This window comes from Skermanella pratensis (genome assembly GCF_008843145.1).
GTDB lineage: Bacteria > Pseudomonadota > Alphaproteobacteria > Azospirillales > Azospirillaceae > Skermanella > Skermanella pratensis.
On sequence record NZ_CP030265.1, the window covers coordinates 1,918,510 to 1,942,889 of the forward strand.

The following is a 24,380-nucleotide window of genomic DNA, read 5'->3' on the forward strand; positions in this document are numbered from 1 at the left end:
GAAGTTTCGCACTGCGGAACTGAATTTTGCATTATTGACCTGACCATAATACGAGCGTATGGTCCCTGTAAAGCGCGCAAGGGAGATGAAAATCATGACCGGCGATGTGGATGGTATGGAAATCCCGGTATCGGTGCCCGTTGCCGATGTCGAAGCCGCCGATCGGCTGGCATCCGACGAGATAAAGGATCGCCAGTTCGTCGTCGCCCTTGCGCGGGGTCTTGAGGTTCTCCGAGCTTTTACACAAAAAGATAATGTTTTAGGCAAACAGAATATCGCGGCCATTACCGGGTTGCCGAAGCCGACCGTCTCCAGGCTGACCGATACGCTGACTCGTCTTGGCTATCTGTCCTACTCGGACCGGCTCGGCAAGTACCAGCTCGGCACCGCCGTCCTGTCGCTGGGCTACGCGGCGCTGGCCAATGTGGGCGTCCGCCAGATCGCCCGTCCATTCATGCAGGAACTGGCGAACCATGCCGCCGCGTCCGTCTCGCTCGGCGGCCGCGACCGCCTCGGCATGGTCTATGTGGAGCATTGCCGGTCCGACGCGACGGTGACGCTGCGCCGCGACCTGGGCTCCCGCATCCCGGTGGAGACGACGGCCATGGGCCGCGCCCTGCTGGCGGCCCTGCCGCGCCGCTGAACCAAGAAATATGCCAAGGGGAAACAGCTCAGAATGGCACTGGACCAGGATACCCTCAGCCAGTTGATCGACACCGTCGGCCGCTTCGTGCGCGAACGCCTCGTCCCGAACGAGGAGCGCATCGCCGAGGAGGACTCGATCCCGGCCGACATCGTCACCGAGATGCGCGAGCTGGGCCTGTTCGGCCTGTCCGTCCCGGAGGAGTACGGCGGCCTCGGCCTCAACATGGCCGAGGAAGTCCAGGTCGCCTTCGAGCTGGGCCAGACCTCGCCGGCCTTCCGCTCGCTGATCGGCACCAACAACGGCATCGGCTCCCAGGGCATCGTGATCGACGGCACCGACGAGCAGAAGAGGAAGTACCTGCCGCGCCTGGCGTCGGGCGAGATCATCGGCTCCTTCGCCCTGACCGAGCCGGGCTCCGGCTCCGACGCGGCCAGCCTGCGCGCCTCGGCGCGGCGCGACGGCGACGACTACGTCCTGAACGGCACCAAGCGCTACATCACCAACGCGCCGGAAGCCGGTCTCTTCACCGTCATGGCCCGGACCGACCCGCAGGACAAGGGAGCCGGGGGCATCACCGCCTTCCTGGTCGAGGCCGGGACCCAGGGTCTCCATATCGGCCCGCACGATAAAAAGATGGGCCAGAAGGGCAGCCACACCGCCGACGTGATCTTCGATGACTGCCGCGTCCCAGCCTCGGCGATCATCGGCGGGCGCGAGGGGCAGGGCTTCAAAACCGCCATGAAGGTGCTGGACCGGGGGCGCCTGCACATCGCCGCGGTCTGCGTCGGCGTCTCCGAACGGCTGATCCGCGACAGCCTGCGCTACGCCATGGAGCGCCGGCAGTTCGGCAAGCCGATCTCCGACTTCCAGCTGATCCAGGCGATGCTGGCGGACAGCAAGGCGGAGTCCTACGCCGCCCGCTGCATGGTCCTCGACGCCGCCCGCCGCAAGGACGCCGGGGAGACCGTCAGCACGGAGGCGTCGTGCTGCAAGCTGTTCGCCAGCGAGATGGTCGGCCGGGTCGCCGACCGCGCGGTGCAGATCCACGGCGGCGCCGGCTACATCGCGGATTACGGCGTCGAGCGCTTCTACCGCGACGTCCGTCTGTTCCGCCTGTACGAGGGCACCAGCCAGATCCAGCAAATCGTCATCGCCCGCAACATGGTCCGGGAGGCGAGCTGACATGCGCCGCGCCGAGAGAGCTGGCTCAGGAAATCTGGACAGCGGGACAAGTGGACTCGCCGGCATCAAACCTCCTTTACGAAGACTATCTTCCGCCTTCGGGTCCGCCTCCCAGCACCTGGTGGTCCGGAATCGAGTGAGTGCCGCCTGGAGATCGACCGGCCTTCGCCTGCGGTTCCAACCTCATCATTATGGGTTTGCTCGGGCGCGTGGTGATGAGGGCTTGGGCCGATACTGGATGATCGGAGGCCAGCCGCAACCGGTACCGCGACGCCACCAGCGGCAAAACCACCTGCATCTCCATCAGCGCCAGATGGCTGCCGATGCAGGTGCGTGGTCCGGCGCCGAACGGCAGGTAGGCGTACCGGGGCCGGCCGGCCGAACGCGCTGACGTGAACCGGTCCGGGTCGAAGCGTTCGGGATCTTCCCAGAAGGAGGGATGGCGGTGCAGTACCCAGGGCGGAATGAAGACGGTCGCTCGCCGTGGAATGGCGTAACCACCCAGAGTATCCGTGTCGAGCGCGAGGCGATTGAAACTCCAGACCGGCGGGTAGATCCGCATCGCTTCCTGGGCCACCCGCCTGGCGTACCCAAGCCCGTTGAGATCCTCGGCGGTCTTGGGCGCGCTGCCGACGGTCGCCGCTTCCACCTCAAGCCGGTCGAGCGCTTCCGGATGCCGGTCGAGCAGATACCATGTCCACGTCAAGGCGTTGGCCGTGGTCTCGTGTCCCGCCAGGAAAAGGGTGATCACCTCGTCGCGTAGCGCCTTTTCGTCCATGACCGCGCCGGTCTCCGGGTCCCGCGCCTTGAGCAGGGCATCGAGCATGTCGGCATCTCCCGCACCGGCCGCCATGCGCTCCCGGATGAAGCGCAGGATGATGGTGTCGATCGTGGCCAGTGCTGCGCGGAAACGGCGGCGATGGGGAGTGGGGAGCTTGCCGGCAAGGGGATTGAAGGTCCAGAACAGCGAGGCCGTGTATTCCTGGAGGATGGGAATGCACCGGATCACGTCTTCCGCAAGCGGTCCGCCGCTCGTGCCGAACAGGGCACGGGTGATGATATCGAGCGCCAGGTGTCCCATCTGCGCACCGATGTCGACCGGGGTGCCGGATCGTGCCAGGACGTTCCAGCGCTCCAGCATGTCTTCCACGGCGGCGGTCATGATCGGGATGAGACCATCCAGCCTGTCGCGCTGGAAGATCGGCTGCATCATCCGCCGTTGCCGCGCCCAACGTTCGCCGTCCGCCGTGACGAGCCCTTCGCCGAGCATGAACTTCAGCCGATCGGTCATGGGGCTGCGCCCGTAATTGGCGCTGTTGTCGATCAGAACGTGCCTGACCAGGTCGGGATGGGTGATCTGGACCGCCGGCTTGAGCCCCAAGGGCATCGCGACGACATCGCCATGTGCCCGGCGCGCTTCCAGCATGAAGGACAACGCATCGCGCCGCAGCGCCGGAGCCGCACCGAGCACCGGCCAGACGGGAGGTTTGGGAATATCCCGGTAGCTTCGCGCTTCGTTCGGTGCTTCGGCTGCGGAGTGACGGGCCATGGGGCGCTTCTTCCTCGTTGCAGGATCCGTACGTAGGGTATCTGCAGAGCGGTCCAGAAACTTCGATGAAGTCTGCTGCCTCACGGTAAGTCTACCACAGGAATCCGCGGCCGTTTGGTTTTCTGCTGAGTTCCGTACCGTCCGATGGGCTGGTGCTGGCGCGTCAGATCACCGGTGCGGCAGGCTATCACCCCGGGACCAATGGACCGACCTGTTGCGCAACCAACTTCACATTCGCCATGTTCGGAACCCGCGTTACAGAGGAAAGGAGTCAGGGAGAAAGTGGGTAAAGGGGTCAGAGTGAATAAAACGACCCGGGGGACCGGTTCAAGTTCGCCGAAACGCGCAACAGGGGTTGATCCTCATCCTGAAAGGATCCGCTATGGGAGGCGCTGCACGCGGGCAAGGTCTCCTGAGCGAATCTCGTGGCAATGACGCTTCGTCCTCCCGTGCCAAGAATTCCTTGGTCCGCTTCCGGAGAAGCGCTCCAGTTCCGCGCTGCTTTGTGGAGGGGGTCGCGCAACAGCCGATGCGGCGGGCTGTTATCCCGATGAGGGAGGTCCATATGAACAACAACTTGCAGGATGACGATATGCGGGCCAGCGATCCCGAGGCCGTATCGTCGCACGCCCGGAGACTGGCGGAACAGGGGCTCCATGAACAGGCTCAGGGCCACGATGCCGAGGCTGACCGGCTCTTGTCGCAAGCGCTTTCGATTGACCCCGGAGCTGTCGATGCCGTTCTTCAGCAGCACGACGCCGCGCGCGCTCCCGATGCTCGGGATCAGGCGACGTCCAACCGGGATGTCGATCGCATTCCACCGCGCTCCTGATCGTTGATCCGGGGGAACGCGCGACTGCCCCCGTCCGCGATGTCGATCAGTTCGCGGCATGGGCACACCTCGTTCGGATGTACCCTTCGCACCCGAGCACTGCCACGCCGAGTGAGCCGGCGAGCGGCGGCGGCGCATCCTGCTGACCGCCGCACATCGGAACGCCACTCTGGAACTGAAGCGCAAGGCGTCGATCGCGTTCGGATCGTGTGCACCCGGCAACGCTGCCAAGTCGCGTAGACCTCCTGGATCACCGCCGTCAACGCCTTCTCCGCCATCCGGCGCGGCTCCAGAAAGCCCGGAAAATAGCTGCCTTTGCGCAGCTTCGGGATACGCAATTCCACAGTCCCGGCCCGGGTCTCCCAGTCGCGATCCCGATAGCCGTTCCGCTGGGCGAGGCGGTCGGCCGAGCGCTCACCGTGACCAGCGCCGGTCACCGCTTGAACCTCCATCTCCATCAGCCGTTCGGAGGCGGAGCCGATCATCTCACGCAGCACGTCGGCATCCGTGCCCTTTTCAAGCATCGAGCGAAGCGCCATCATCTCATTGGTCATCGTGGTAACCTTGGATCAGGTATGTGTTGTGGTGACCAGACTTTACCCGAGAACCACGATGACCGCCCGTTCCGGGGCAGGCCCTCCGGTCGGCTACGCCTCCCTGCGGACCTGACCCGGAACGGGCGCTCCTACACCACGCCTGGGGAGTACGTCATGCAAAGCTGACGTTTGCTTGTTGGTGAGAGTCCAATCTGGCCAAAGCCGTAGCGGGCAGGCCGGGACCGAGTCTTGCGGGCGTCGCGGTAACGCGGGGTCTGAAGTGTAGAGAGGAGCCATGCAGGGTGCGGGATAGAGCCTCGAAAGGTGGAAGGTCGCGGAGGCCGAGCTGTTTCCCTAGCAGCGAAGGCAGTATGTGCGCCGTCGTTACGCGAGACGGTGCTGCTCCGCCGGGGTCGAAGGCCGGGTCATGCATGGAAGGCAAGCGTCGGAACATGAGAGGCCCGACCGGGTCCGTCGGATTGGTCTCCGACGGGGGGCGCACGCAAGGCACTGCCGGAGCGGGCGCCCGAGCTGAGGTCGGGAGTCGGACTGGTTCATAGTACCGATGACGCCGTCGAAGGAAACGAGGCGCGCCGAGGGAAGGAGCCAGCCCGAAGGGAGCCCGCGCGAGGAGGCCGGGGTCCGGACACAGAGCCGGGTCGCCTTGCCGCCCAACCTTGCCCGGGTGAACGCAGCGGCTCGACGAGCCGTCCAGACCCGGTTCACCGCCCTGCTGCATCATGTCGACCGGGCCGCCCTGGAGCGGGCGTTCCGGCGACAAAGGCGGCAGGCCAGTGCGGGAGTCGACGGGGTGACCGTGGCCGCGTACGAGCAGGATCTGGAGGCCAAACTCCAGGACCTCTGCACGCGCATCCACACCGGCCGCTACCGGCCTCAGCCGGTTCGGCGGGTCTTCATCCCGAAAGCCGATGGTGGCCAGCGGCCCCTGGGCGTGCCGACCCTGGAGGACAAGATCGTCCAGGGCGCGGTTGCCGAGGTGCTGAGCGCCATCTACGAGACCGACTTCCTGGGGTTTTCCTACGGCTTCCGGCCGGGGCGCAATCCCCACATGGCGCTCGATGCCTTGCATACAGCGCTCATGAGCCAGCGCGTGACCTGGGTGCTCGATGCCGACATCCGCAGCTTCTTCGACTCGGTTGACCACGAATGGCTGCTGCGAATGCTGGCGCATAGGATTGCCGATCCCCGCATTCTGCGGCTCATCGAGCTGTGGCTGCGGGCCGGGGTCCTGGAGAGCGACGAGTGGCACGAGACGGACCGGGGGACGCCGCAGGGGGCGGGAATCTCGCCCCTCCTCGCCAACGTCTTCCTGCACTACGTCCTCGACCTCTGGGTCCACCAGTGGCGTCGGCGCCACGCACGCGGTCGCGTTGTGATCGTACGCTATGCCGACGATTTCGTGATGGGCTTCGAGGTCGAGGCGGATGCACGGGAGATGCTGTCAGCCCTCAAGGAGCGCCTGGCCAGCTTCGGCCTGACGCTCCATGCGGACAAGACGCGCCTGATCGAGTTCGGCCGGTTGCCGGCCTTGGCTCGACGTCGGCGCGGCGAGCGGCACCCGGAGACCTTCGCCTTCCTGGGCTTCACCCACTACTGCGGGTGGACGCGGGACGGCCGGTTCATGGTGAAGCACAAGACGCAGAGCCGGCGCCTGACGCGCAAGCTGAAGGCGCTGCGCCAGGAGGCATGGCGGCTGATGCACGCCCCGCTGGCCGAGCAACACCGCTGGTACGCCAGCGTGCTGCTGGGCCACTACGGCTACTACGGCCGGCCGCACAACTATCCGGCGCTCAGCGGTTTCCGCCAACAAATCCGCCGCATCTGGTTCTGCTGCCTCCGGCGGCGCAGCCAGAAGAGCCGGCGGATGGGGTGGGACGAGTTCGAGGCCCTGACGACACGCTTCCCCCTTCCGCCTCCTCGGATCACGCGCCCATGGACGCCACGTCGGACATGATGCGGGTTACCTTCGGGAAGAGCCGGGTGCGGGAAAGCCGCACGCCCGGATCTGTGAGGGCGAAAGCCGAATGGCTGAGCTACTCGACCACCATCATGGGTCGATAGAACACCCACGGAAAACAAATGATTCCCGACATGGCAGCACCGCCGAGGGTGGTGGAGTAATGCAAGGCAAGCTGTAGATTTTCCAGCGACCTTGAGCGTAGTCGTTCTCGATCTGTCCGCTTATGTGTCAAATCCGCGCGTTTCGATAGTTCGGGCCAATATGTCAGCTGCACAACCTTCGGATCGGGCTCAAGGATCCCCTCATTTTACACGATAGCGAAAGTTTCGGTGACCACACGTGACTGCTCCAGGAGATCGGCGTATCGTTCGGCGAGGGCGCGCAGCCTGTGTTCAGGCATGTTGGGGATGAGGTCGTAGAGCATACAGCCCTGGCGGAACAGGGAGTGAGTGCGGGTTTTGACGGTGTTGGACTTGAGATGGCGGTCCATGCCGAGGCTTTCGCCGGCGGCACCGAGCAGGGTGAGCAGAACGACAGCGAACGCATTGAGCAGCAATAGCCTATCGCGCCGTTGCGGGTCGGCAATGTGGACCGCCGAGAGGCCCATGCCGAAGCGCAAGTCTTTGGTATCTCTGAAATTGGGCTCCACTCGCCACCGCTTCGAGTACAGCGCGATGATCTGCGGCGCGGTCGCGCCAGCGTCGCTGGCGGCCAGGCACCAGGGCTCCTTCATGGCCTTGGCGTGGGTGCACACGACGGCGCCAACCGGGCACTGCGCCTCGGTAACCACGGCATCGCGCAGCTTGCGCGCCCGGCCGCCTTGGCCGACCCACTCGGTCGCCGAACGGATCGTTCCGTCGGCAGCCCTGACCCTGGTGTTGCCTTTCAGCCGGATGACGTAGTCGAAGCCCAGGTCGGCGAGAAAACCGAACAGCTTGGTGTCGGCGAAGCCGCGGTCGGCCAGGAGGGTGACTTTGACGTCGTCGGGCAGCACCTCGGCCAGCCGGCGCACGGCGGCGTCTTCGTAGGCGTTGCGCGCGTCGCTCAGTTCGTCCTTGTGAACGCTGAGCCAGATCAGCGGCGTCGTCCGGCCATGGCGGGTCACCAGCTTGAGCGCCAGGGTGGCCTGCCCGTCGGCGTCAAAGTCGGTCCAGTCCATCGCCACCACGATGTCGGTGCGCGGGCCGACCATTTCCGGAACCCAGCTGGCAAAAACATCCCAAGCCTCGATCCCAGGGTTGCTCAGCAGCCGGTCAACCTGCTTGACGGCATGCTTGGGCAGAAGGCCGCGTGCCTGAGCCAAAGACTTGCCGATCACGGCGACGCCCAGAGAGGCACCCGTCATTACCCCAAGGGTGGCGTTGGCAAGAGAGGCGATCCGCTTGGTATGAGTATCTTCATCAAGAACACTGTCGAGGAAGCTCCGAACATCCTTCACCTGCATTAAGCCGCGCTTCGATCCGTCGATCATCTTGCTCTACATAGCTGCCTCTGTTGAGCAATACTGCGATATCACGCAGGTGAATGCACTGCCTGAAAATGAGGGGATCCTTGAGCGGATCGGGGATTTCGTCACGGCCGGGATGTAGCGTGATATTCTCGATCAGAAGTGCTGAATGACCGGCAGCGACCGTGCAGCGTTCTCATGATTATCTCTCGGATATTATCAATCGTTTTTTGGCAGAGCATTTGTGAGGTCGCGCCACGATTGCGATACCGTCACCTGCAGCATGTTGACCAATGCAGCATGGCCATTATGAAAACAGCACGCCTCGGGCAGGAGCGCGCTGTTTTCACTTAATCTTCATTCCGGCTTCGTCTGCGTCCTCTCGGCTTCCTGCCAGTCATCAATGACCTTTATGCAGCGCCTTGTATTGCCGAGTTCCGCCGCGCGAGCATTATCGATCCGGCGACCGATCCCGCGATGAGAACCCACAGGATCATGGCGATCCAGCTCTTGGTGAAAAAGATGGTGAGGTCCCCGAAAGACTCGAGGGTCTTGACGAAATAGATCTCCGCCGACGGGCCCAGGATGAAGCCGATGACGAACGGCGCGATCTCGAGCCGCAGTTTGACCGCAAGCCAACCGAACAGGCCGAAGATCAGCAGCGTCCAGACATCGAACATGATGCCGTAGTTGATCGTGTAGGCGCCGATCACGCACATCATCAGGATAATGGGGAACAGGATGTGCTTCGGGACTGTCACGATCCGCGCGACGTGGCGGATCGCGAAGTACATCATCGCGAACATGGCGCAGTTCGCGATCAGCATAGCGATGATTATCACCTCCCAGGTCACTGGGTTCTGGCCGATGAAAAGAGGCCCCACCTGGATGCCTTGCAGCGTGAACGCCCCGATGAGGAGTGCCGTGGTGGCGTCGCCGGGGATGCCCAGCGACAGCAGCGGCACGAGCGCACCGCCGGTCAGGCCGTTGTTGCCGGACTCCGAGGCGATGATGCCGGCCGGCTCGCCCTTGCCGAACCGCTCGGGATGGCGCGAGAGCGTCTTGGTCGCGGTGTAGGACAGGATCGAGGCCGCCGATCCGCCGACGCCGGGAAGGATTCCGACGAAGGTGCCGATCCCGGAGGAGCGGATCAGGTTGCCGATTTGGCCGCGGAAGTCCGCGAGCGAGAAGCTCGACCTCGCGCCGACCTTGATGTCCTTGGCCGACTGCCCCTCGGGCACCCCGAGTTCGGCCTGTTCGAGGATCGCCGCCAGGCCGAACAGCCCGATCAGCACCGGGAGGAGCGAGAAGCCGCTCTCGAGCCAGTACTCCGTTCCGGGAGGGACCAGCCTGAGTTCGCCATTGCCGCCCGCCTCGACCTTATAGGTGCCGACGAGGCTGACGAAAACGCCGAGGATACCTGAAAAGATGCCGATCAGCATGTTCGAGCTGAGTGCGGCCATGACCGTCAGCGCGAACAGGATGATCAGGAACTTCTCTACATAGGAGAACTGGATCGCGAAATCCGCCAGCGGCGGTGCGAAGAAGTAGAGCACAGCCAGGCTGATCAGGCCACCCACCAGCGACGCGCAGATGCCGAGCCTGAGCGCTTTCTCGCCGTCGCCCTGCTGCGTCATCGGGTAGCCGTCGAAGCATGTCGTGATCGATGAGGGCGTTCCTGGAATGCCGAGCAGGATCGCGGGGACGAGACCGCCCGAGATGCCGCCGACATAGAGGCCGAGCAGAAGCGCAAGCCCGTTCTCGAGCCCGAGGGAGTAGGTCAGCGGTAGGCAGACGGCGACCGCCATGGTCGCGGTCATGCCGGGGATCGCGCCGAAGACGATGCCGACGAAGGTGCCGCCGACGATCAGCGCCAGGAAAAGTGGCGTGATGACTTCGAAAAGTTCCATCGATTGTCTCCGGGCCGCTCAGGGCAGGGTCAGGGAGAAGAGGTCGGTGAACAGCCACCAGACCAGCGTCGGCGCGACCACCGCCGTGACAGCGACCGGTAGCAGATCGCGCAGTGACCGATGGTGCAGGAAAAGGACGCCGGTGAGGAAGACGTAGGGGATCGAGCAGATCAGGAAGCCCAATCCGGTGTTCGGCCAGATATCACCCACCGGGACCATCAGCGAGAAATATACGACGGTTAGTACTATGGTCCCGAAGAACCGGACCTTGTCCATCGAGCCGAGGACGTCACGCCAGTAGGCGCCTGCGCCCGCGATCTGCCGGCGATTGGTAATGAGGATGGCGACCCCGAGAATCGTCAGGATCACCGCGACCATTGTCGGAAAGATCAAATGCGAGGTCTCGAAGTTCACCGTCACGCGGGTGAAATCTTCCATGGTTTCCTCCCGTTTCTTATTGCCTGCTTCTTATCGTATGGGCCGGTGCCGGCCGCGCTCAGCGGTCGGCACCGGCTTTCTTCCGCAGAGCCTCAGTTGTTCGGTGCCGCACCGATCTGCTCGATCATCTTGGCGTAGGTGTCGCTCTTCTTTTGCAGATGCGCGCTGGCCTCTTCCGCGGTCCGGAACTCGGGAGTGAGGAAGACCTCCTTCTGGCGCTCCTGGATCTCGCCCTTGGCGTAGATCTCGGACAGCGCCGTGTCGATCTGCTTGACGATCGCCGGATCCACGTCCTTGTTGAAAATGAAGAAGAACTCCTTGTCGAAGGTGAAGTTCTCTCCCTCTTCGTTCAGCGGGACGCTGACCTCGGGAGCGGCATATTTGAGCATCTCCTCGCGCGTCAGGGCGCCCATGCCCTGCTCCGGAGCCTGGTTAAGCGTCTCGGGCTCCGCGGTGATCCAGACAAAGCGCATCGCCTTCTGGTCGCTCTCCGGCAACTGGGTGTACTGCTCGTTCGATTGGATGGAGCCGTTGATGACATCGGCAAGGTTGTCGAACAGCGCCTGGTCCTTGTCCGACTGGCTGCCGGTGTTTACCGGCACGAGGTTCTTCTCGGATCCGGGTGCCCGCAAGCGCGCGGCGTTCCTCATCGCGGAGAAGCCGATCTCGGACACGCCGCCGGGCTGGATCGCGACGCGAACGCGCTCACCGCTCTTGGCGGCATCGAGGATGTCCTCCATCGTCTTGTACGACGAGTCCTTGGGCACGAGGTAGGCGTTGCCCGGGTTCACCGCGACGGTCGGTCCGATCTTGTAATTGGCGAAGATGTCCTCGTAACCGCGCTGGCCGTAAAGATGGCCAAGATAGGACTGGTCGTGGTGGATCATCAGGGTCGTGCCGCGCCTGTCGCGGCTGACCGCCTTGAACGCCTCGGTCGGGCCGACGGCATCGACCTTGATATTGATCCCGAGTTGCTTGGAAAGCGCATCTGCGACGATGGCAGCACTCTGGTAGGTGTCGCCACCGGTCGAACTCGAGCCGATGACCAGGCGCACGTTGCGCGGCAGCTCCTGTGCGGCAGCCTCGTAGGGCTGCACCAGAAGAACCGAGGCGCCGACGGCGGTAAGCAGCAGGCCGGCCATAGCGGCGGGCATGCTCCGAGGGAGTGTCCACTTCGACATCGCATTTCCTCCATGAGAAATTTTGGGCTTAAGCGGCTTTCTTGGAGCTATGATAGCGTTATCATTTTAATATGGAAAGTCTTTTTTCCCCGATGAGATCGCTGGACGGTTTGAGGGAGAATAATCAGGTTCCAAGGCCAGTTCATGCTTCTGCTGGCCACCAGCTTCGTTGAAGTTTCATGTAAATGCTGTTAATGTAAGCGCTACCGACGCCTAGCCAGGCGCACAGTCATGTAGGTTTCGCCGTGCCCCGATCCGCATCCACCCGCCGCCAAATCACCGAGGATTCCCCCTCGGCCAAGCACTTGAACAACGCTCCCGGCTCGAGCCGCTCGTCCGGAAGCGTCACTCTGCACGACGTCGCCAAGCTGGCGGGCGTGTCGCCCATCACGGTGTCGCGGGTGCTTAACCGGCCGGAACTCGTGACGCCGGATACGATCAAGCTGGTCCGGGAGGTGATTGCCCGGACGGGCTATGTGCCGAACCTGCTTGCCGGCGGGCTGGCCTCGCGCAGGAGCCGGCTCGTGGCGGCAATCGTTCCGACCATCGCCACCTCAATGTTTGCCGAGACCGTGGAGGCGCTGACCGACCGGTTGGGTGAAGCCGGATACCAGGTATTGCTGGGGCTGTCGGGTTACCCGGCGGCACGGGAGGACGATCTGCTTTCCGCCATTCTCAGCAGACGCCCGGATGGCATCTTTCTGACCGGCATCCGGCATTCGACCGAAACCCGCCAACGCCTGCTGGCCGCCAAGATCCCGGTGGTCGAGACCTGGGATTACACCCCGACGCCGATCGACGTGCTGGTCGGCTTCTCGCACGATAAGGTGGGCCGGGCCGTCGCTGCACATCTCCTTGCCAAGGGCTACCGGCGCTTTGGCTATGTCGGAGCCGATGACGAGCGCGCGGCGGAGCGCCAGCGCGGTTTCCTGTCGGCTCTCGCCGAGCAGGACCTGCACGACGTGGCCATCAGCATCGTCCCGGCTCCGGGCACCCTGCGGCTGGGGCGCGAAGGGATGATCCGGCTTCTTGACAACAGCTCGCGGCCGGAGGTCGTTTTCTGCAGCTCCGACGTCATGGCGCAAGGAGCGCTGGCTGAACTCCAGTCGCGGGGCCTGTCCACGCCCGGCGACGTGGCCATCATGGCCTTCGGCGATTTCGACTTCGCGGCCCATACCTTCCCGGCGCTCTCGACGGTACGGATCGACCGGCATGCCATCGGCCGCCTTGCCGCCGAGGCCATGCTGGCGAGATTTGAAGGACAGGTCGCCATGGAAAAGATGATTGATGTGGGCTTCAAGATCGTCGAACGCAGCAGCACTTGATTGAGGCCGTGACTTCCATGCCGACGGTTGTTTTGAGCCGTATCGCAGGTGCCCGGCGATGCCGCCCGAGGTTCCAGGATCGGGACGGCGGGGCCGCCGACCCGGACGATCTGATGATGATCCCTGCAGGTCTGGGTCGGCAAGAATGGCAGCGGCGATGAGCATGTCAGCGGTTGGACTAAACCGCTACGCGGTATTGGCTCTCCGGCCCGAGAGGTCGCTGAGCGTCCCGAGGTGAATCCGTCGATCGGCTGAGTTCCGGCACCCCTGGAGGTTCCGAGTGCGCCAGCATGGCGTGGCTGCTTGCAGCACCGTCCATCCGGCTCAGGAGCTTTCCCATGACAGCCCTTCGGCAACGCATGCTCGAGGATATGCGGGTGCGCAACCTCTCACCGAACACCCAGTCCTCCTATGTCCTGCAGGTCTCCCTGTTCGCCCGCCACTTCGGCCGATCGCCGGAAAAGCTGGGGCCGGAGGAGATCCGCGCCTGGCAGGTTCACCTGACCGACGACCGGAAGCTGTCGCCGGCCTCGATCGCTGTCGCCGTCTCGGCGCTGCGCTTCCTCTACAAGGTAACGCTCAGGAAAGCGTGGACCTTCGAGGAGGTTCTCCCGGCGCCCAAGCCGCCGCACAAGCTGCCCGTCGTCCTCAGCCCCTTGGAAGTCGTGCGGTTCCTCGGCTGTGTCGACGACATCAAGCACCACGCCATCCTGACCACCTGCTACGCCGCCGGCCTGCGCGTTTCCGAAGCCGTTCACCTCAAGGTCGCTGCCATCGACAGCCGGCGCATGGTCATCCGCGTCGACCAGGGCAAGGGCCGCAAGGACCGCTACGTCATGCTCTCGCCCGCCCTGCTGGAGACGCTGCGCGCCTACTGGCCGGCCGTACATGCCCGAGAGTGGCTGTTCCCGGGAGACCTCCCCGGCCAGCCGATCACCCGGGACGCCGTCGGCAACGCCTGCCGCAAGGCGCACCGGCTGTCCGGGCTGGCCAAGCCGGTCACCCCGCATTCGCTGCGTCACGCCTTCGCGGTCCACCTGCTGGAGGCCGGCACCGATGTCCGCACCATCCAGCTGCTGCTCGGCCACCGCAGCCTGGCGACCACGGCCCAGTACCTGCGCATCGCCACCAGCACGGTCTGCGCGACGGCCAGCCCGCTCGACCTGCTGCCCCGCCCGGCCCCGATCGAGCCGAAGCCCGCCGCGCCCGCGCCCTTCTGAGCGCCGGGCAATGGCCCGGTCGGGGCCGGAAGTGGCGGATGTGTTCCGCCGCTACGGTGACGCCTACCGTCAGCGGCATGACGCGGCCCTGCCCACCGCGCAGCGCCGCGTCATGATCGCGATCGAGCGCTGCCGCACGGCGGCGCTGGGCGGCCATGTCGACCAGTGCGATCAGTGCGGACATCAGCGCATCTCCTACAACAGCTGCCGCAACCGGCACTGCCCGAAATGCCAGTCGCTGGCCCGCGCCGAGTGGCTGGAGGACCGCCGCGCCGAGATCCTCGACACCCCGTACTTCCACGTCGTCTTCACCGTGCCGGAGGAAATCGCCGCGATCGCCTATCAGAACAAGGCGGTGGTCTACGGCATCCTGTTCCGCACGGCGGCCAAGACCCTGCGCACGATCGCGGCCGACCCCAGGCACCTGGGCGCCGAGATCGGCTTCTTCGCGGTGCTCCACACCTGGGGCCAGAACCTGCTGCACCATCCCCACCTGCACTGCGTCGTAACTGGTGGTGGATTATCACCGGACGGCAGCCGATGGATCGCCTGCCGGGCCGGGTTCTTCCTGCCGGTCAAGGTGCTGTCGCGCCTGTTCCGCCGGCTGTTCCTGGAGGCTCTGGAGAAGGCCTTCGATGCTGGCGAGCTGGGGTTCTTCGGCGCGCTGGAGCCCCTGCGGGAGCGGGACGCCTTCCGGCGCCACCTGGCTCCGGTGCGGAAGGCGGACTGGGTGGTGTACGCCAAGCCGCCGTTCGCCGGGCCGGACCAGGTCCTGGACTACGTCGGGCGCTACACGCACCGCGTCGCGCTGTCCAACGACCGCCTGCTCGACATCGAGGACGGCAAGGTGCGCTTCCGCTGGAAGGACTACCGTCATGGCAGCCTCCAGAAGACGATGACGCTCAACGCCGACGAGTTCATTCGCCGCTTCCTGCTCCATATCCAGCCCGACCGGTTCCAGCGGATCCGCTACTACGGCCTGCTTGGTAACCGCCACCGCGGGGAGAAACTGGCCCGCTGCCGCGCCCTGCTGGGCATGCCGGAACCTGAGCCCCGGCCTGACGACATGGTGAAGGACTATCGCGACCGCTGTGAAGAGCTCACCGGCATGTCCCTGTGGGAGTGCCCGGTCTGTCGCCACGGCCGCATGGTCCAGGTCGAGGTTCTGCAGCCCGATGCCCCGCGTCCACCCATCCAGGACTCCTCATGATACCGGCCCACCGTCGCCCCAGCAATCCGTGCGGACAGGCTTGCCACGACCCGGCCACGGGTGGGCTGTTGCCGGCCCGCGCTGCGGACCCTTGCCTGACGGTGCCGATCCCCACGCCGATGCCATCCGAACCCAGTGCAACCTGCGTTGTCATCCGCCGTGCCGCTCGGCCGCCCCGGACCAGGGCGGCCTTGAAGGCGCCGCCGTCATCTTGATCCACTCGGACGCAATCCAATCCCCATAGGCCGACGCCCTGGCCGCGGTTCAGTCCAATCCGTTTTTAGCTCACCGTCGCGGGCTGCCACCTCCTGCCCATCCACCAACTCGACACCGCGACGCCAAGCTAAAAACGCTCTGCATTATGCTGATCGCCGCTGCCTGTGCTTCCTTGCAGGTTTGACAGGAGCGCAGGTCTCTCCCGCAATGATTTTCAACGATTGTTAGTCTTCCGCCATGCCGCGAAGTCCGTGCGCGTCCGCTCCTCGGTGGCCGGGTAGAGGCCGAGGATCGAGCGTCCCGCCATGACCTGCTCGGTCGCGAAGTCCTCGAACGCGGTCATCTCCACGGCCTCGTCGGCGATCTCCTCGGCGATATGGGCCGGGATCACGATGACGCCGTCGGCATCGCCGACGATCACGTCGCCTGGAAAGACCGGCGCGTCGCCGCAGCCGATCGGCACGCCGATGTCGATGGCCTGGTGCAGGGTCAGGTTGGTCGGGGCCGACGGCCGCTTGTGAAAGGCGGGAAAATCGAGTGCCGCGATATCCCCCGAGTCCCGGAAACCGCCGTCGGTGACGATGCCGGCGACGCCGCGCTTCATCAGCCGGGAGACCAGGATCGATCCGGCCGACGCCGCCCGGGGATCCTTGCGGCTGTCGATCACCAGGACGGCGCCTTCCGGACATTCCTCCACCGCCTTGCGCTGGGGATGCCCGCGGTCCTGGAACACGCTGATCGGGTTCAGGTCCTCGCGGGCGGGGATGTAGCGCAGCGTATAGGCTTCGCCCACCATCGGGGTATTGGCGGGGTTGAGCGGCCGGACGTCCTGGATCATCTGGTTGCGCAGCCCCCGCTTGAAGAGGGCGGTGGCCAGGGTCGCGGTGCTGACGGTCTTCAGCTTCTCGCGGGTTTGGGGATTCAGGGTAGCCATGTTCTGGATCCTAGATCTTCTATGTTTGAAAAATGTCGGAGTATCGGGACGGACCGGTGTCGGTAGTCAGATCACCGGCCATGCTGGGTGATCTTCAGGTCGGCCGCCAGAACGTCTCAGCTCAGCGTGGCACCATGCCGAGCTGATGAGAGTCCTGGCCTGTGAGATTGGTCTCGTCAGCGGGGGCGACACGGGTCACGATCGCGCGATCCGCCGCCGGCTTACTCCGGCTTCCGGCCGATTTCGAAGTTGGCCGCGATCTCCAGTGCCCGGAGCATACCCGAATGGTCCCAGGCCTTGCCGCCATGCGCCGTGCAGGCATTGAACAGCTCCTGGCAGGTGGCGGTGTTGGGCAGGGATAAGCCCAGCGCGCGGGCGCCGGACAGGGCGAGGTTGAGATCCTTCTGGTGCAGCTCGATGCGGAATCCGGGATTGAAGTTGCGGCTGATCATCCGTTCCCCGTGCAGTTCGAGGATGCGCGAGGAGGCGAAGCCGCCCATCAGCGCCTGCCGGACCTTGGCCGGGTCGGCACCCGCCTTGGCGGCGAACAGCAGCGCCTCGGCGACCGCCTCGATGGTCAAGGCGACGATGATCTGGTTGGCCACCTTTGTCGTTTGACCGTCGCCATTGCCTCCGACCAGCGTGACGTTCTTGCCCACCAGATCGAAAAGCGGCTTGGCTCGGCCGAACGCCGCCTCCGGACCGCCAACCATGATGGTCAGGCTGGCGGCCTTGGCACCGACCTCGCCCCCCGAGACCGGCGCGTCGAGATAGTCGCACCCGAGTTCATTGATCCGGGCAGCGAATGTTTTGGTTTCCAGCGGTGCTATCGAGCTCATGTCGATGACCAGCTTGCCCGGACTCAGGCCCTCGGCGACGCCGCCGGGGCTGAACAGGACCGCTTCGACATGGGGCGTGTCGGGGACCATCGTGATGATCACTTCCGCCTGCTCCGCAACCTCGCGACCGGAACCGCACTGGATGGCGCCCTTATCGAGCAGTTCCTGCGGCGCTGGACGCAGATCGTGAACATACAACTCATGCCCGCCGGCGGCCAAGTGCCCGGCCATGGGCGTGCCCATGATGCCAAGACCGATGAATCCGATTTTCATGATTTTTCCTTCCGTCTGTGTGATGTCTGCCGGGTTGCCGGATCACGCGGCGTGTCAGCGGGACCGGTATGGAGCGAACCAGCCGAGCCCCTCGCTGGAAGTGGTGAGAGGCTTGTATTCGCAGCCGATCCAGCCGTCATAGCTGATCCGATCGAAGTGTTCGAACAGGAACCCGTAATTGATCTCGCCCGAACCCGGTTCGTTGCGGCCGGGATTATCGGCGAGCTGGATGTGCCGGATCTTCGACAGGTTCCGCTCGATGGTCCGGGCGAGATCCCCTTCCATGATCTGCATGTGGTAGATGTCGTACTGCAGGAAGACGTTGTCTGAACCGGTCTCTTCGATGATCGACAACGCCTGCGTCGTGCGGTTCAGGTAGAAACCCGGGATGTCCAGCGTGTTGACGGGCTCGATCAGCAGCGTGATCCCGGCTTCCTTCAGCCGGTCCGCCGCGAACCTGACGTTCTCCACAAAAGTTTCGCGCAACTGATCCGGATCGACCCCGGCGGGGGCTATCCCGGCCAGGCAGTTGACCTGTTTACAACCCAGGGCGCCGGCATAATCGATCGCCTTGCCGACGCCGTCGCGGAACTCCTGTACGCGCTCCGGAAGACAGGCGATGCCGCGTTGGCCGTTGTTCCAATCACCGGCCGGCAGATTGTGCAGTACCTGGGTCAGGCCGGCGACCTGGAGGCTTTCTGCGACCTGCTCCTTCTGGAAGTCATAAGGAAACAGATACTCCACCCCGACGAACCCGGCCTCGGCGGCCGCCTTGAATCGGTCGAGGAAAGGCAATTCGGTAAAAAGCATCGAGAGATTGGCGGCGAATTTGGGCATGGTTTCTCCCTCTCGGCAGGACTGCCGCTGATTACGTTCAGGTGCCGCTATGCCCGACGCGCCAGCCTAGCTGGCCAGCGCCGAACTCGGGTCATGCAGGCTTCTTGAACTTGGCGACAAGCGCTTCCGACGATTTGACGAGCAGGCCCACGTCGGAGCCGACGGCGGTGAACACGCAGCCGCGATCGATGAAGCGGCGGGCCAGGGTCTCGTCGCCGGTCAGGATGCCGGCGACGTTGCCGCACGCCTTGATCCTATCGATCGCATCCTCGATGGCCGCGGTCACGTCGGGATGACCCGGCTGGCCCAGGTAGCCCATGTCCGAGGACAGATCGCCGGGGCCGATGAACACGCCGTCCACGCCGGGCACGGCGGCGATCTCCTCCAGGCGGCCCAGGGCTTCACGGGTCTCGATCTGCACCAGCACGCAGGTCTCCTCCGCGGCCCGGGCGTAGTAGTCCTTGACCCGGCCGAAGCGCGACGCCCGCGAGGCCGAGGCGAACCCCCGCACCCCGTCCGGCGGATAGCGGGTCGAGGCGACCGCCTGCCGGGCCTCCTCGGCGTTCTGGACATAGGGGATCAGGAAGGTCTGGACCCCGACGTCCAGGTAGCGCTTGATCGTCACCATGTCGTTCCACGGCGGCCGGACGACCGGATGTGCGGTGCCTCCCACGGCCGCCAGCAACTGGGTGTGGACCATGGGCAGGTCGTTGGGGGAGTGCTCGGTGTCGATCAGCAGCCAGTCGAAACCCGAATTGGCCAGGATCTCGACCGAGATGTGGCTGGACAGGCTCGACCACAGGCCGATCTGCTGGCGCCCTTCCTTGATCGCTTTCTTGAAGCTGTTGATGGGCATGTCCATGACGTTTCCTCCTCGCGTTGCTGTTTGATGGCCCCGGTATGCTCTCCGGTCATCCACTTTCCAATGGTCGGCGTGATATCCGGAGAGCGGAAAACCGACAGACTGATCCGTGGGCCGCGCTTGAACGGGTGATAGCGAAAGCGTTTCAACGGTTATGAGATCAGTGGATCTCCGGTTCCCCGGCGGGGGCCGATGCGGCTCCGGTCTCCAGGAACTTGAAGTCGCAGCCTTCGTCGGCCTGGCTCACGAACTGCGAGAACATGGCGCCGTAGCCGCGCTCGAACCGGGGTGCCGGAGCCTTCCACGCGGCGCGCCGGCGGGCAAGCTCGTCCTCGCCGACCCGCAGCTCCAGCCGGCGGGCGGGAATGTCCAGCTCGATCACGTCGCCGTCCCTGACCAGCGCCAGCGGGCCGCCGACGAAGGCTTCCGGCGCCACGTGCAGCACGCAGGCGCCGTAGCTGGTGCCGCTCATGCGGGCGTCGGAGATCCGAAGCATGTCGCGCACGCCCTGCTGGAGAAGCTTCCTCGGGATCGGCAGCTGACCCCATTCCGGCATGCCGGGCGCTCCCAGCGGGCCGGCGTTGCGCAGCACCAGCACCGAGGTCGCCTCCACGTCCAGGTCGGGATCGTCGATTCGCGCCGCCATGTCGTTGTAGTCCTCGAACACCACCGCCTTGCCGGCATGGCGGTGCAGGTGGGGCTCGGCCGACGGCGGCTTGATCACCGCGCCCTTGGGCGCCAGGTTGCCGCGCAGCACGGCCAAGCTGTCCGACGCGACCACCGGATTGTCGAGCGGCCGGATCACGTCGTCGTTGAAGACCTTGAAGCCCTCGATGTTGGCGCCGAGCGCCAGGCCGTTGACGGTCGGGCAGTCCCGGTCGATCAGGCCGCCCAGCCGCGCCAGCATCGCGCGCAGGCCGCCGGCGTAGTAGAAGTCCTCCATCAGGTATTTGCCCGACGGGCGGATGTCGGCCAGCAGCGGCGTCTTCCGCGCCAGTTCGTCGAACCGCTCCAGCGTCAGCTCCACCCCGGCCCGGCGGGCCATGGCGATCAGGTGCACCACGGCGTTGGTCGAGCCGCCCAGCGCCAGCACCGTTGTGACCGCGTTGTCGACGGACTGCGGCGTGACGATGTCCGACGGCTTCAGGTCGTTCCAGACCATGTCGACGATGCGCCTGCCGGTCAGCGTCGCCATCGCGGCGTGGCGCGAATCCGGCGCCGGAATGCTGGAGGCGCCCGGCAGCGTGAAGCCGAGCGCCTCGACCGCCCCGGTCAGGGTGGACGCCGTCCCCATGGTCATGCAGTGGCCGGCGGAGCGGGCGATGCCCTGCTCGACGCCCTGCCAGTCATCCTCGGTGATGTTGCCGGCGCGCAGCTCGGCCCAGTATTTCCAGCTGTCGCTGCCCGAGCCCAGCACGGCACCGCCCCAGTCGCCGCGCAGCATCGGCCCGGCCGGCATGAAGATGGTCGGCAGGTCCATGGAGAACGCCCCCATCAGCAATGCCGGCGTGGTCTTGTCGCAGCCGCCCATCAGCACGCAGCCGTCCGCCGGGTACGAGCGCAGCAGCTCCTCGGTCTCCATCGCCAGGAAGTTGCGGTAGAGCATCGTGGTCGGCTTCTGGAACGGCTCCGACAGGGACATGGCCGGCATCTCGACGGGGAACCCCCCGCCTGCCAGACGCCGCGCTTGACCTCCTCGACCCGCTGCTTGAAATGGGTGTGGCAGGGATTGATGTCGCTCCAGGTGTTGATGATGGCGATCACCGGCTTCCCGGCATAATCGGAGCGGTCGTAGCCCATCTGGGCCGTGCGCGACCGGTGCCCGAACGAGCGCAGGTCCTTGACCCCGTACCAGCGATGACTGCGAAGCTCTTCGGGTTTCTTGCCAGACATTGTTTGTTCCCCTCCCGCGCCGGAATTGCCGGCTTCTCTGAAATCATGCCTGCATGCCAGGGCTTGGACCACAGCGGATCGGTCACGACCTCTCTCGCCGATATGATAGCGTTGTCAGGTTTTTATGGTAGCGGTATCATGCTTCCATGGAAAGCATTTTCTTTAGGAATGTACTAGTTGATAACGTTGGGGGATTGGACTCTGCTAAGCGGTATCTTGGCATCGCTCCCGCGCAATCATGGTGTCAACGCTACTGGACAATGATCCTTTTGCAAGACAGGCTTTCCGTGCCCCGTTCGGTTCTGTCGGATCTCGGGGCAGCTTGCCGGGAAAGGGGTTGGCGGATAGGTTCTCGGGCCTTTTTTGAGAAATCAAGAGAGCCGCCATGAACTGCCCGCATTGCCACCCGTCGTCGACCACCGAGCGGGCGGGGCGAATGGTTCATGGCTTCCGGCGCTTCCGGTGTCGGGAGTGCGGGCGGCGGTACAAAGAGCGAACCGGCATGGTGCTGAACCGGGTTCAGGTCCCGACCGACATCGTGTTCGTGGTCGTCTTGTGGCGGCTGCGCTACAAGCTGAGCCTGCGGGATCTGGCGGAGATGTTCCTGATCCGCGGCATCGTGTTCACCCACGAGGCGGTGCGGGACTGGGAAGCCAAGCTGGCGCCGCTGCTGGCACGTCGATGAGACCTGCTGTGTAGTAGGATATTACAAAGCTGATGGGGCCGGCGAAATGGACCTACGATCGGTCATGTTGATGCCCTCATTGGTTTGTTTGCGGGGTGCAGTCGATGCGATCAACCGCGCCAGCCTTCAGTTCCGTGAAACTGGCGAGGGTGTCGTCGGTATCCGGGAACAGGAGGCGGTGGGTGGCCGCGTCGCGGACAATGGAGATTGTCCCGTTGCGTATGCGCCGTTCAATCCAATCGCGTGAGACCTGCAGCCGCCTGGCCAGTTCGGCCATGGTCAACCAGCCCGGGATGTGGCGGGGGTGGGTCTGTCTCTCATTTCGCAGCACGCGGTGGCGCTGCCGGATGTGGCGAACCGTTTCCACGGGGACATGAGTGCATCGAGCTGAGCGATAACCCTCACTGGTCAACCGGGCGGCGATGGTCTCGTCATCAAGTCCCTGGCGCGCCAGGTCAAGGAGCCGGGCCTCCATCTCAGCACCACGGGTCAGGGATCGATGGGTATGCACCGCGGCCTCGACCTCGAGATCGGAGATTTCGCCGCCGCGCCAGACGATGCGAACGCTGATCTGGTCGGCGGCCAGACGCCGCAGAACGACTTTGTCGATCAGACTGCGGAGCAGCAACTTCTTGCGCTCGCGCGTCATGTCGGGGTGCTGCCAAAGGGCTGGCAACTGCGGGGCGAGCGCCAGAAAACTCTCCCGGTCTTCAGCCGACAGCATCTCCGGCGCGGCGCGGGCTCCCCGGTGCCGGGCCAGCAGGTCCTCGGCCTGACGCAACTCGCGTAGTGCTACTTCCCAGCGGTGTTCCAACTCGCTGGCGACCAGGCGATTGTCTGGATCAACCTTGTTGAACTGTCGCTCGGCCAGCATCGCCTGATAGCGCAGACGTTCGACCTGCTGGGCCTCGGCACGATCGAGAGCCTCTTCCGCCTGGCAACGGGCATCATGGGCACGCCTCCAGGCCGCCAGTTCAGCCGGCGTCACCGCGGCGAAGAACGCAGCCACCACCCGCGCGTCGATTGGGTCGGCAGGAAGACGCTGGCAGACCGGGTCGCCCTGGAGGCGATTCAAGTGGCTGCAAAGATAGCTGTTTTTGCTCTTGTATTGCACGACCATCTTGCGGCCGCAGTGCCCGCACCAGACAAGGCCCTGAAGCAGCACGGCCCCATCGCGGGGAGCGCCGCGCGTCTTGTTCCGGTCATACTCCGCGTGGTTGTCGCACAGCATCGCCTGGATCCGCTCGAAGCTCTCCCAGTCGATATAAGCCGGGTACTTGTCCTTCACAACGATCTTCCACTCCGCCATCGGGCGCCAGACGCTGCCCCGCTTGCCGTTGCGATACGGCGTGGGGCGGGAGCGGGTCCGGCCATAGACGAAGGCTCCGGCATACGCGGGATTCCTCAGGATCCGGGTGATCCGATCGAGCGTCGCCGGCCGCCACACCGCCTCACCGAACCGATCGCACTGCGGCACGCCGAGGTCCCGGCGGGCGAAGCTTCGCATCACCTTGCCGACCGAGCCCTGCTCCAGGAAGCTGGTGAAGACCAGGGCGATCCGATCGCGCACCTCACGGTCGGGATCCTTGATCACGCCGCCGCTGGCGTCACGCGTCAGGCCGGCGGGCAGAGCCAGCGCCAACTCGCCGCGTTCGGCCTTGTTCAGCAGGCCGGCAGTCAGGCGGCCCCGCATGGTGTGCAGCTCGACCTCGGAGATCGTGCCCTTGAGGCCTAACAGGAGGCGGCCGTTGGCCGACCCGGGATCGTAGACGCCATCGCGATCCGCGATCAAGCACTGGCGATAGCCGCACAGGTCGAGTAGTGGATACCAGTCCGAGCAGTTGCGGGCGAGCCGGGTGACGTCGTAGGACAGGATGATGCCGACCTCGCCCAGGGTGACGCGGGCGATCAGGTCCTTGAAGCCGCGGCGGTGCTCGGCGGCGGCCCCGCTCAGGCCGAGATCGACATCGACGACCTCGACGTCGGCCTCCCGCCAGCCGAGATCGCAGGCACGCTGGCACAGTGCATATTGCAGGCGCAGGCTTTCCTGGTTGCTCAGGACCTGGTGCGGGTGGGACTGGCGGATGTAAACCACGGCCTTGCAGCTCAGGTGCCGGGTCGTCACGAGTTCGGAGATCATGGCTCACCCTCCCGATGATGGCGCGATGTGATCGTCGAGAAGGGCTCGGCGTCGGCTTGTGGATAGGCCGAGGCCCACGGGATCAGCCGCCCGGTCCCCTCCTCGCAGGAGGCGAACCGAACCAGATCCCGGATGGCGTCGAGCGAGAGCTTGCTCGACGGCAGGCTCAACGCGGTCGGATGGAGGCTCGTCGCGACGATTGGAATCCTCAACACGGCGCGGCCACGATCATCGACATGGGCGT

General features: G+C 64.8%; 19 protein-coding genes and 2 pseudogenes. 7 read left to right on the plus strand and 14 right to left on the minus strand.

All coding sequences use genetic code 11. From position 1 onward, the window contains the following. Nucleotides 1-94 precede the first annotated feature (94 nt). Nucleotides 95-643 (plus strand): IclR family transcriptional regulator, encoded by a 549-nt coding sequence (locus DPR14_RS08670; RefSeq protein WP_246149051.1) that lies wholly within the window; start codon nucleotides 95-97, stop codon nucleotides 641-643. 33 nt (nucleotides 644-676) lie between these two features. Further along, on the plus strand, nucleotides 677-1,828 hold the full coding sequence (locus DPR14_RS08675) for an acyl-CoA dehydrogenase family protein (protein ID WP_158044785.1): 1,152 nt from the start codon (nucleotides 677-679) through the stop codon (nucleotides 1,826-1,828). Between the two features lie 85 nt (nucleotides 1,829-1,913). Here DPR14_RS08675 and DPR14_RS08680 read toward each other — a convergent pair whose 3' ends face one another. From DPR14_RS08680 to DPR14_RS08690, 3 genes and pseudogenes are all read right to left on the minus strand, one after another. After that, on the minus strand, nucleotides 1,914-3,461 hold the full coding sequence (locus DPR14_RS08680; RefSeq protein ID WP_158044786.1) for a cytochrome P450: 1,548 nt from the start codon (nucleotides 3,459-3,461) through the stop codon (nucleotides 1,914-1,916). Between the two features lie 211 nt (nucleotides 3,462-3,672). After that, on the minus strand, nucleotides 3,673-4,131 hold the full coding sequence (locus tag DPR14_RS08685; protein WP_158044787.1) for a hypothetical protein: 459 nt from the start codon (nucleotides 4,129-4,131) through the stop codon (nucleotides 3,673-3,675). A 269-nt stretch (nucleotides 4,132-4,400) separates the two neighbouring features. After that, nucleotides 4,401-4,763, minus strand: a pseudogene (locus tag DPR14_RS08690) (transposase); the annotation flags it as partial. Between the two features lie 547 nt (nucleotides 4,764-5,310). On the opposite strand from DPR14_RS08690, the gene ltrA reads away from it, so the two are divergent. Further along, nucleotides 5,311-6,720 (plus strand): group II intron reverse transcriptase/maturase, encoded by a 1,410-nt coding sequence (ltrA, locus tag DPR14_RS08695; RefSeq protein ID WP_158044788.1) that lies wholly within the window; start codon nucleotides 5,311-5,313, stop codon nucleotides 6,718-6,720. 313 nt (nucleotides 6,721-7,033) lie between these two features. On the opposite strand, the gene DPR14_RS08700 is transcribed toward ltrA, so the two are convergent. From DPR14_RS08700 to DPR14_RS08715, 4 genes are all read right to left on the minus strand, one after another. Next, nucleotides 7,034-8,170, minus strand: a complete 1,137-nt coding sequence (locus tag DPR14_RS08700) for an IS4 family transposase (protein ID WP_425501038.1) — start codon at nucleotides 8,168-8,170, stop codon at nucleotides 7,034-7,036. A gap of 413 nt (nucleotides 8,171-8,583) precedes the next feature. Then, nucleotides 8,584-10,083: a tripartite tricarboxylate transporter permease gene (locus DPR14_RS08705; protein WP_158044790.1), complete on the minus strand. Its 1,500-nt coding sequence runs from the start codon at nucleotides 10,081-10,083 to the stop codon at nucleotides 8,584-8,586. An 18-nt stretch (nucleotides 10,084-10,101) separates the two neighbouring features. Beyond that, the gene (locus tag DPR14_RS08710; RefSeq protein WP_158044791.1) at nucleotides 10,102-10,521 is read right to left on the minus strand and encodes a tripartite tricarboxylate transporter TctB family protein; all 420 of its coding nucleotides are present in this window, start codon (nucleotides 10,519-10,521) and stop codon (nucleotides 10,102-10,104) included. A 92-nt stretch (nucleotides 10,522-10,613) separates the two neighbouring features. Beyond that, nucleotides 10,614-11,663, minus strand: a complete 1,050-nt coding sequence (locus tag DPR14_RS08715) for a type 2 periplasmic-binding domain-containing protein (RefSeq protein WP_158044792.1) — start codon at nucleotides 11,661-11,663, stop codon at nucleotides 10,614-10,616. A gap of 344 nt (nucleotides 11,664-12,007) precedes the next feature. Between DPR14_RS08715 and DPR14_RS08720 the strand changes: the two genes are divergently transcribed. The 3 genes from DPR14_RS08720 to DPR14_RS08730 all read left to right on the plus strand — a co-directional run bounded on the left by DPR14_RS08720 (nucleotide 12,008) and on the right by DPR14_RS08730 (nucleotide 15,457). Continuing rightward, nucleotides 12,008-13,027 carry a LacI family DNA-binding transcriptional regulator gene (locus tag DPR14_RS08720; protein WP_158044793.1) on the plus strand — a complete coding sequence of 340 codons (1,020 nt, stop codon included), beginning with the start codon at nucleotides 12,008-12,010 and terminating at the stop codon, nucleotides 13,025-13,027. A gap of 338 nt (nucleotides 13,028-13,365) precedes the next feature. Then, nucleotides 13,366-14,247: a tyrosine-type recombinase/integrase gene (locus DPR14_RS08725; protein ID WP_158044794.1), complete on the plus strand. Its 882-nt coding sequence runs from the start codon at nucleotides 13,366-13,368 to the stop codon at nucleotides 14,245-14,247. A gap of 10 nt (nucleotides 14,248-14,257) precedes the next feature. Further along, nucleotides 14,258-15,457, plus strand: coding sequence for an IS91 family transposase (locus DPR14_RS08730; protein WP_158044795.1), 1,200 nt, complete (start codon nucleotides 14,258-14,260; stop codon nucleotides 15,455-15,457). Nucleotides 15,458-15,887: 430 nt separating this feature from the next. On the opposite strand, the gene DPR14_RS08735 is transcribed toward DPR14_RS08730, so the two are convergent. The 5 genes and pseudogenes from DPR14_RS08735 to araD form a co-directional block, all read right to left on the minus strand. Further along, on the minus strand, nucleotides 15,888-16,607 hold the full coding sequence (locus DPR14_RS08735; RefSeq protein ID WP_158044796.1) for a ribonuclease activity regulator RraA: 720 nt from the start codon (nucleotides 16,605-16,607) through the stop codon (nucleotides 15,888-15,890). Between the two features lie 221 nt (nucleotides 16,608-16,828). Continuing rightward, entirely contained in the window at nucleotides 16,829-17,719 is an 891-nt protein-coding gene (gene glxR / locus DPR14_RS08740; RefSeq protein ID WP_158044797.1) for a 2-hydroxy-3-oxopropionate reductase, read from the minus strand. A gap of 54 nt (nucleotides 17,720-17,773) precedes the next feature. Beyond that, nucleotides 17,774-18,556 carry a hydroxypyruvate isomerase gene (gene hyi / locus DPR14_RS08745; RefSeq protein WP_158044798.1) on the minus strand — a complete coding sequence of 261 codons (783 nt, stop codon included), beginning with the start codon at nucleotides 18,554-18,556 and terminating at the stop codon, nucleotides 17,774-17,776. Nucleotides 18,557-18,647: 91 nt separating this feature from the next. Beyond that, the gene (locus DPR14_RS08750; RefSeq protein ID WP_158044799.1) at nucleotides 18,648-19,418 is read right to left on the minus strand and encodes an HpcH/HpaI aldolase family protein; all 771 of its coding nucleotides are present in this window, start codon (nucleotides 19,416-19,418) and stop codon (nucleotides 18,648-18,650) included. Between the two features lie 160 nt (nucleotides 19,419-19,578). Beyond that, nucleotides 19,579-21,311: pseudogene (gene araD / locus DPR14_RS08755) on the minus strand (L-arabinonate dehydratase). 502 nt (nucleotides 21,312-21,813) lie between these two features. On the opposite strand from araD, the gene DPR14_RS08760 reads away from it, so the two are divergent. Then, the gene (locus tag DPR14_RS08760; RefSeq protein ID WP_158044800.1) at nucleotides 21,814-21,996 is read left to right on the plus strand and encodes an IS6 family transposase; all 183 of its coding nucleotides are present in this window, start codon (nucleotides 21,814-21,816) and stop codon (nucleotides 21,994-21,996) included. A 76-nt stretch (nucleotides 21,997-22,072) separates the two neighbouring features. On the opposite strand, the gene DPR14_RS08765 is transcribed toward DPR14_RS08760, so the two are convergent. Both DPR14_RS08765 and DPR14_RS08770 read right to left on the minus strand, forming a co-directional pair. Continuing rightward, complete coding sequence (locus DPR14_RS08765) at nucleotides 22,073-24,136, minus strand: recombinase family protein (protein ID WP_158044801.1); 2,064 nt, start codon at nucleotides 24,134-24,136, stop codon at nucleotides 22,073-22,075. Beyond that, nucleotides 24,133-24,351 (minus strand): hypothetical protein, encoded by a 219-nt coding sequence (locus DPR14_RS08770; RefSeq protein WP_158044802.1) that lies wholly within the window; start codon nucleotides 24,349-24,351, stop codon nucleotides 24,133-24,135. The genes DPR14_RS08765 and DPR14_RS08770 overlap by 4 nt, the downstream gene beginning before the upstream one ends. Nucleotides 24,352-24,380 lie beyond the last annotated feature (29 nt).

Coding starts and splice junctions, on each gene's coding strand:
- DPR14_RS08750 (WP_158044799.1), bottom strand. CDS start 19,418: ATGGACATGCCCATCAACAGCTTCAAGAAAGCGATCAAGGAAGGGCGC.
- DPR14_RS08700 (WP_425501038.1), bottom strand. CDS start 8,170: ATGCAGGTGAAGGATGTTCGGAGCTTCCTCGACAGTGTTCTTGATGAA.
- DPR14_RS08765 (WP_158044801.1), bottom strand. CDS start 24,136: ATGATCTCCGAACTCGTGACGACCCGGCACCTGAGCTGCAAGGCCGTG.
- DPR14_RS08725 (WP_158044794.1), top strand. CDS start 13,366: ATGACAGCCCTTCGGCAACGCATGCTCGAGGATATGCGGGTGCGCAAC.
- DPR14_RS08705 (WP_158044790.1), bottom strand. CDS start 10,083: ATGGAACTTTTCGAAGTCATCACGCCACTTTTCCTGGCGCTGATCGTC.
- DPR14_RS08710 (WP_158044791.1), bottom strand. CDS start 10,521: ATGGAAGATTTCACCCGCGTGACGGTGAACTTCGAGACCTCGCATTTG.
- DPR14_RS08760 (WP_158044800.1), top strand. CDS start 21,814: ATGGTGCTGAACCGGGTTCAGGTCCCGACCGACATCGTGTTCGTGGTC.
- glxR (WP_158044797.1), bottom strand. CDS start 17,719: ATGAAAATCGGATTCATCGGTCTTGGCATCATGGGCACGCCCATGGCC.
- DPR14_RS08715 (WP_158044792.1), bottom strand. CDS start 11,663: ATGGCCGGCCTGCTGCTTACCGCCGTCGGCGCCTCGGTTCTTCTGGTG.
- DPR14_RS08670 (WP_246149051.1), top strand. CDS start 95: ATGACCGGCGATGTGGATGGTATGGAAATCCCGGTATCGGTGCCCGTT.
- DPR14_RS08735 (WP_158044796.1), bottom strand. CDS start 16,607: ATGGCTACCCTGAATCCCCAAACCCGCGAGAAGCTGAAGACCGTCAGC.
- ltrA (WP_158044788.1), top strand. CDS start 5,311: ATGACGCCGTCGAAGGAAACGAGGCGCGCCGAGGGAAGGAGCCAGCCC.
- DPR14_RS08675 (WP_158044785.1), top strand. CDS start 677: ATGGCACTGGACCAGGATACCCTCAGCCAGTTGATCGACACCGTCGGC.
- DPR14_RS08730 (WP_158044795.1), top strand. CDS start 14,258: ATGGCCCGGTCGGGGCCGGAAGTGGCGGATGTGTTCCGCCGCTACGGT.
- hyi (WP_158044798.1), bottom strand. CDS start 18,556: ATGCCCAAATTCGCCGCCAATCTCTCGATGCTTTTTACCGAATTGCCT.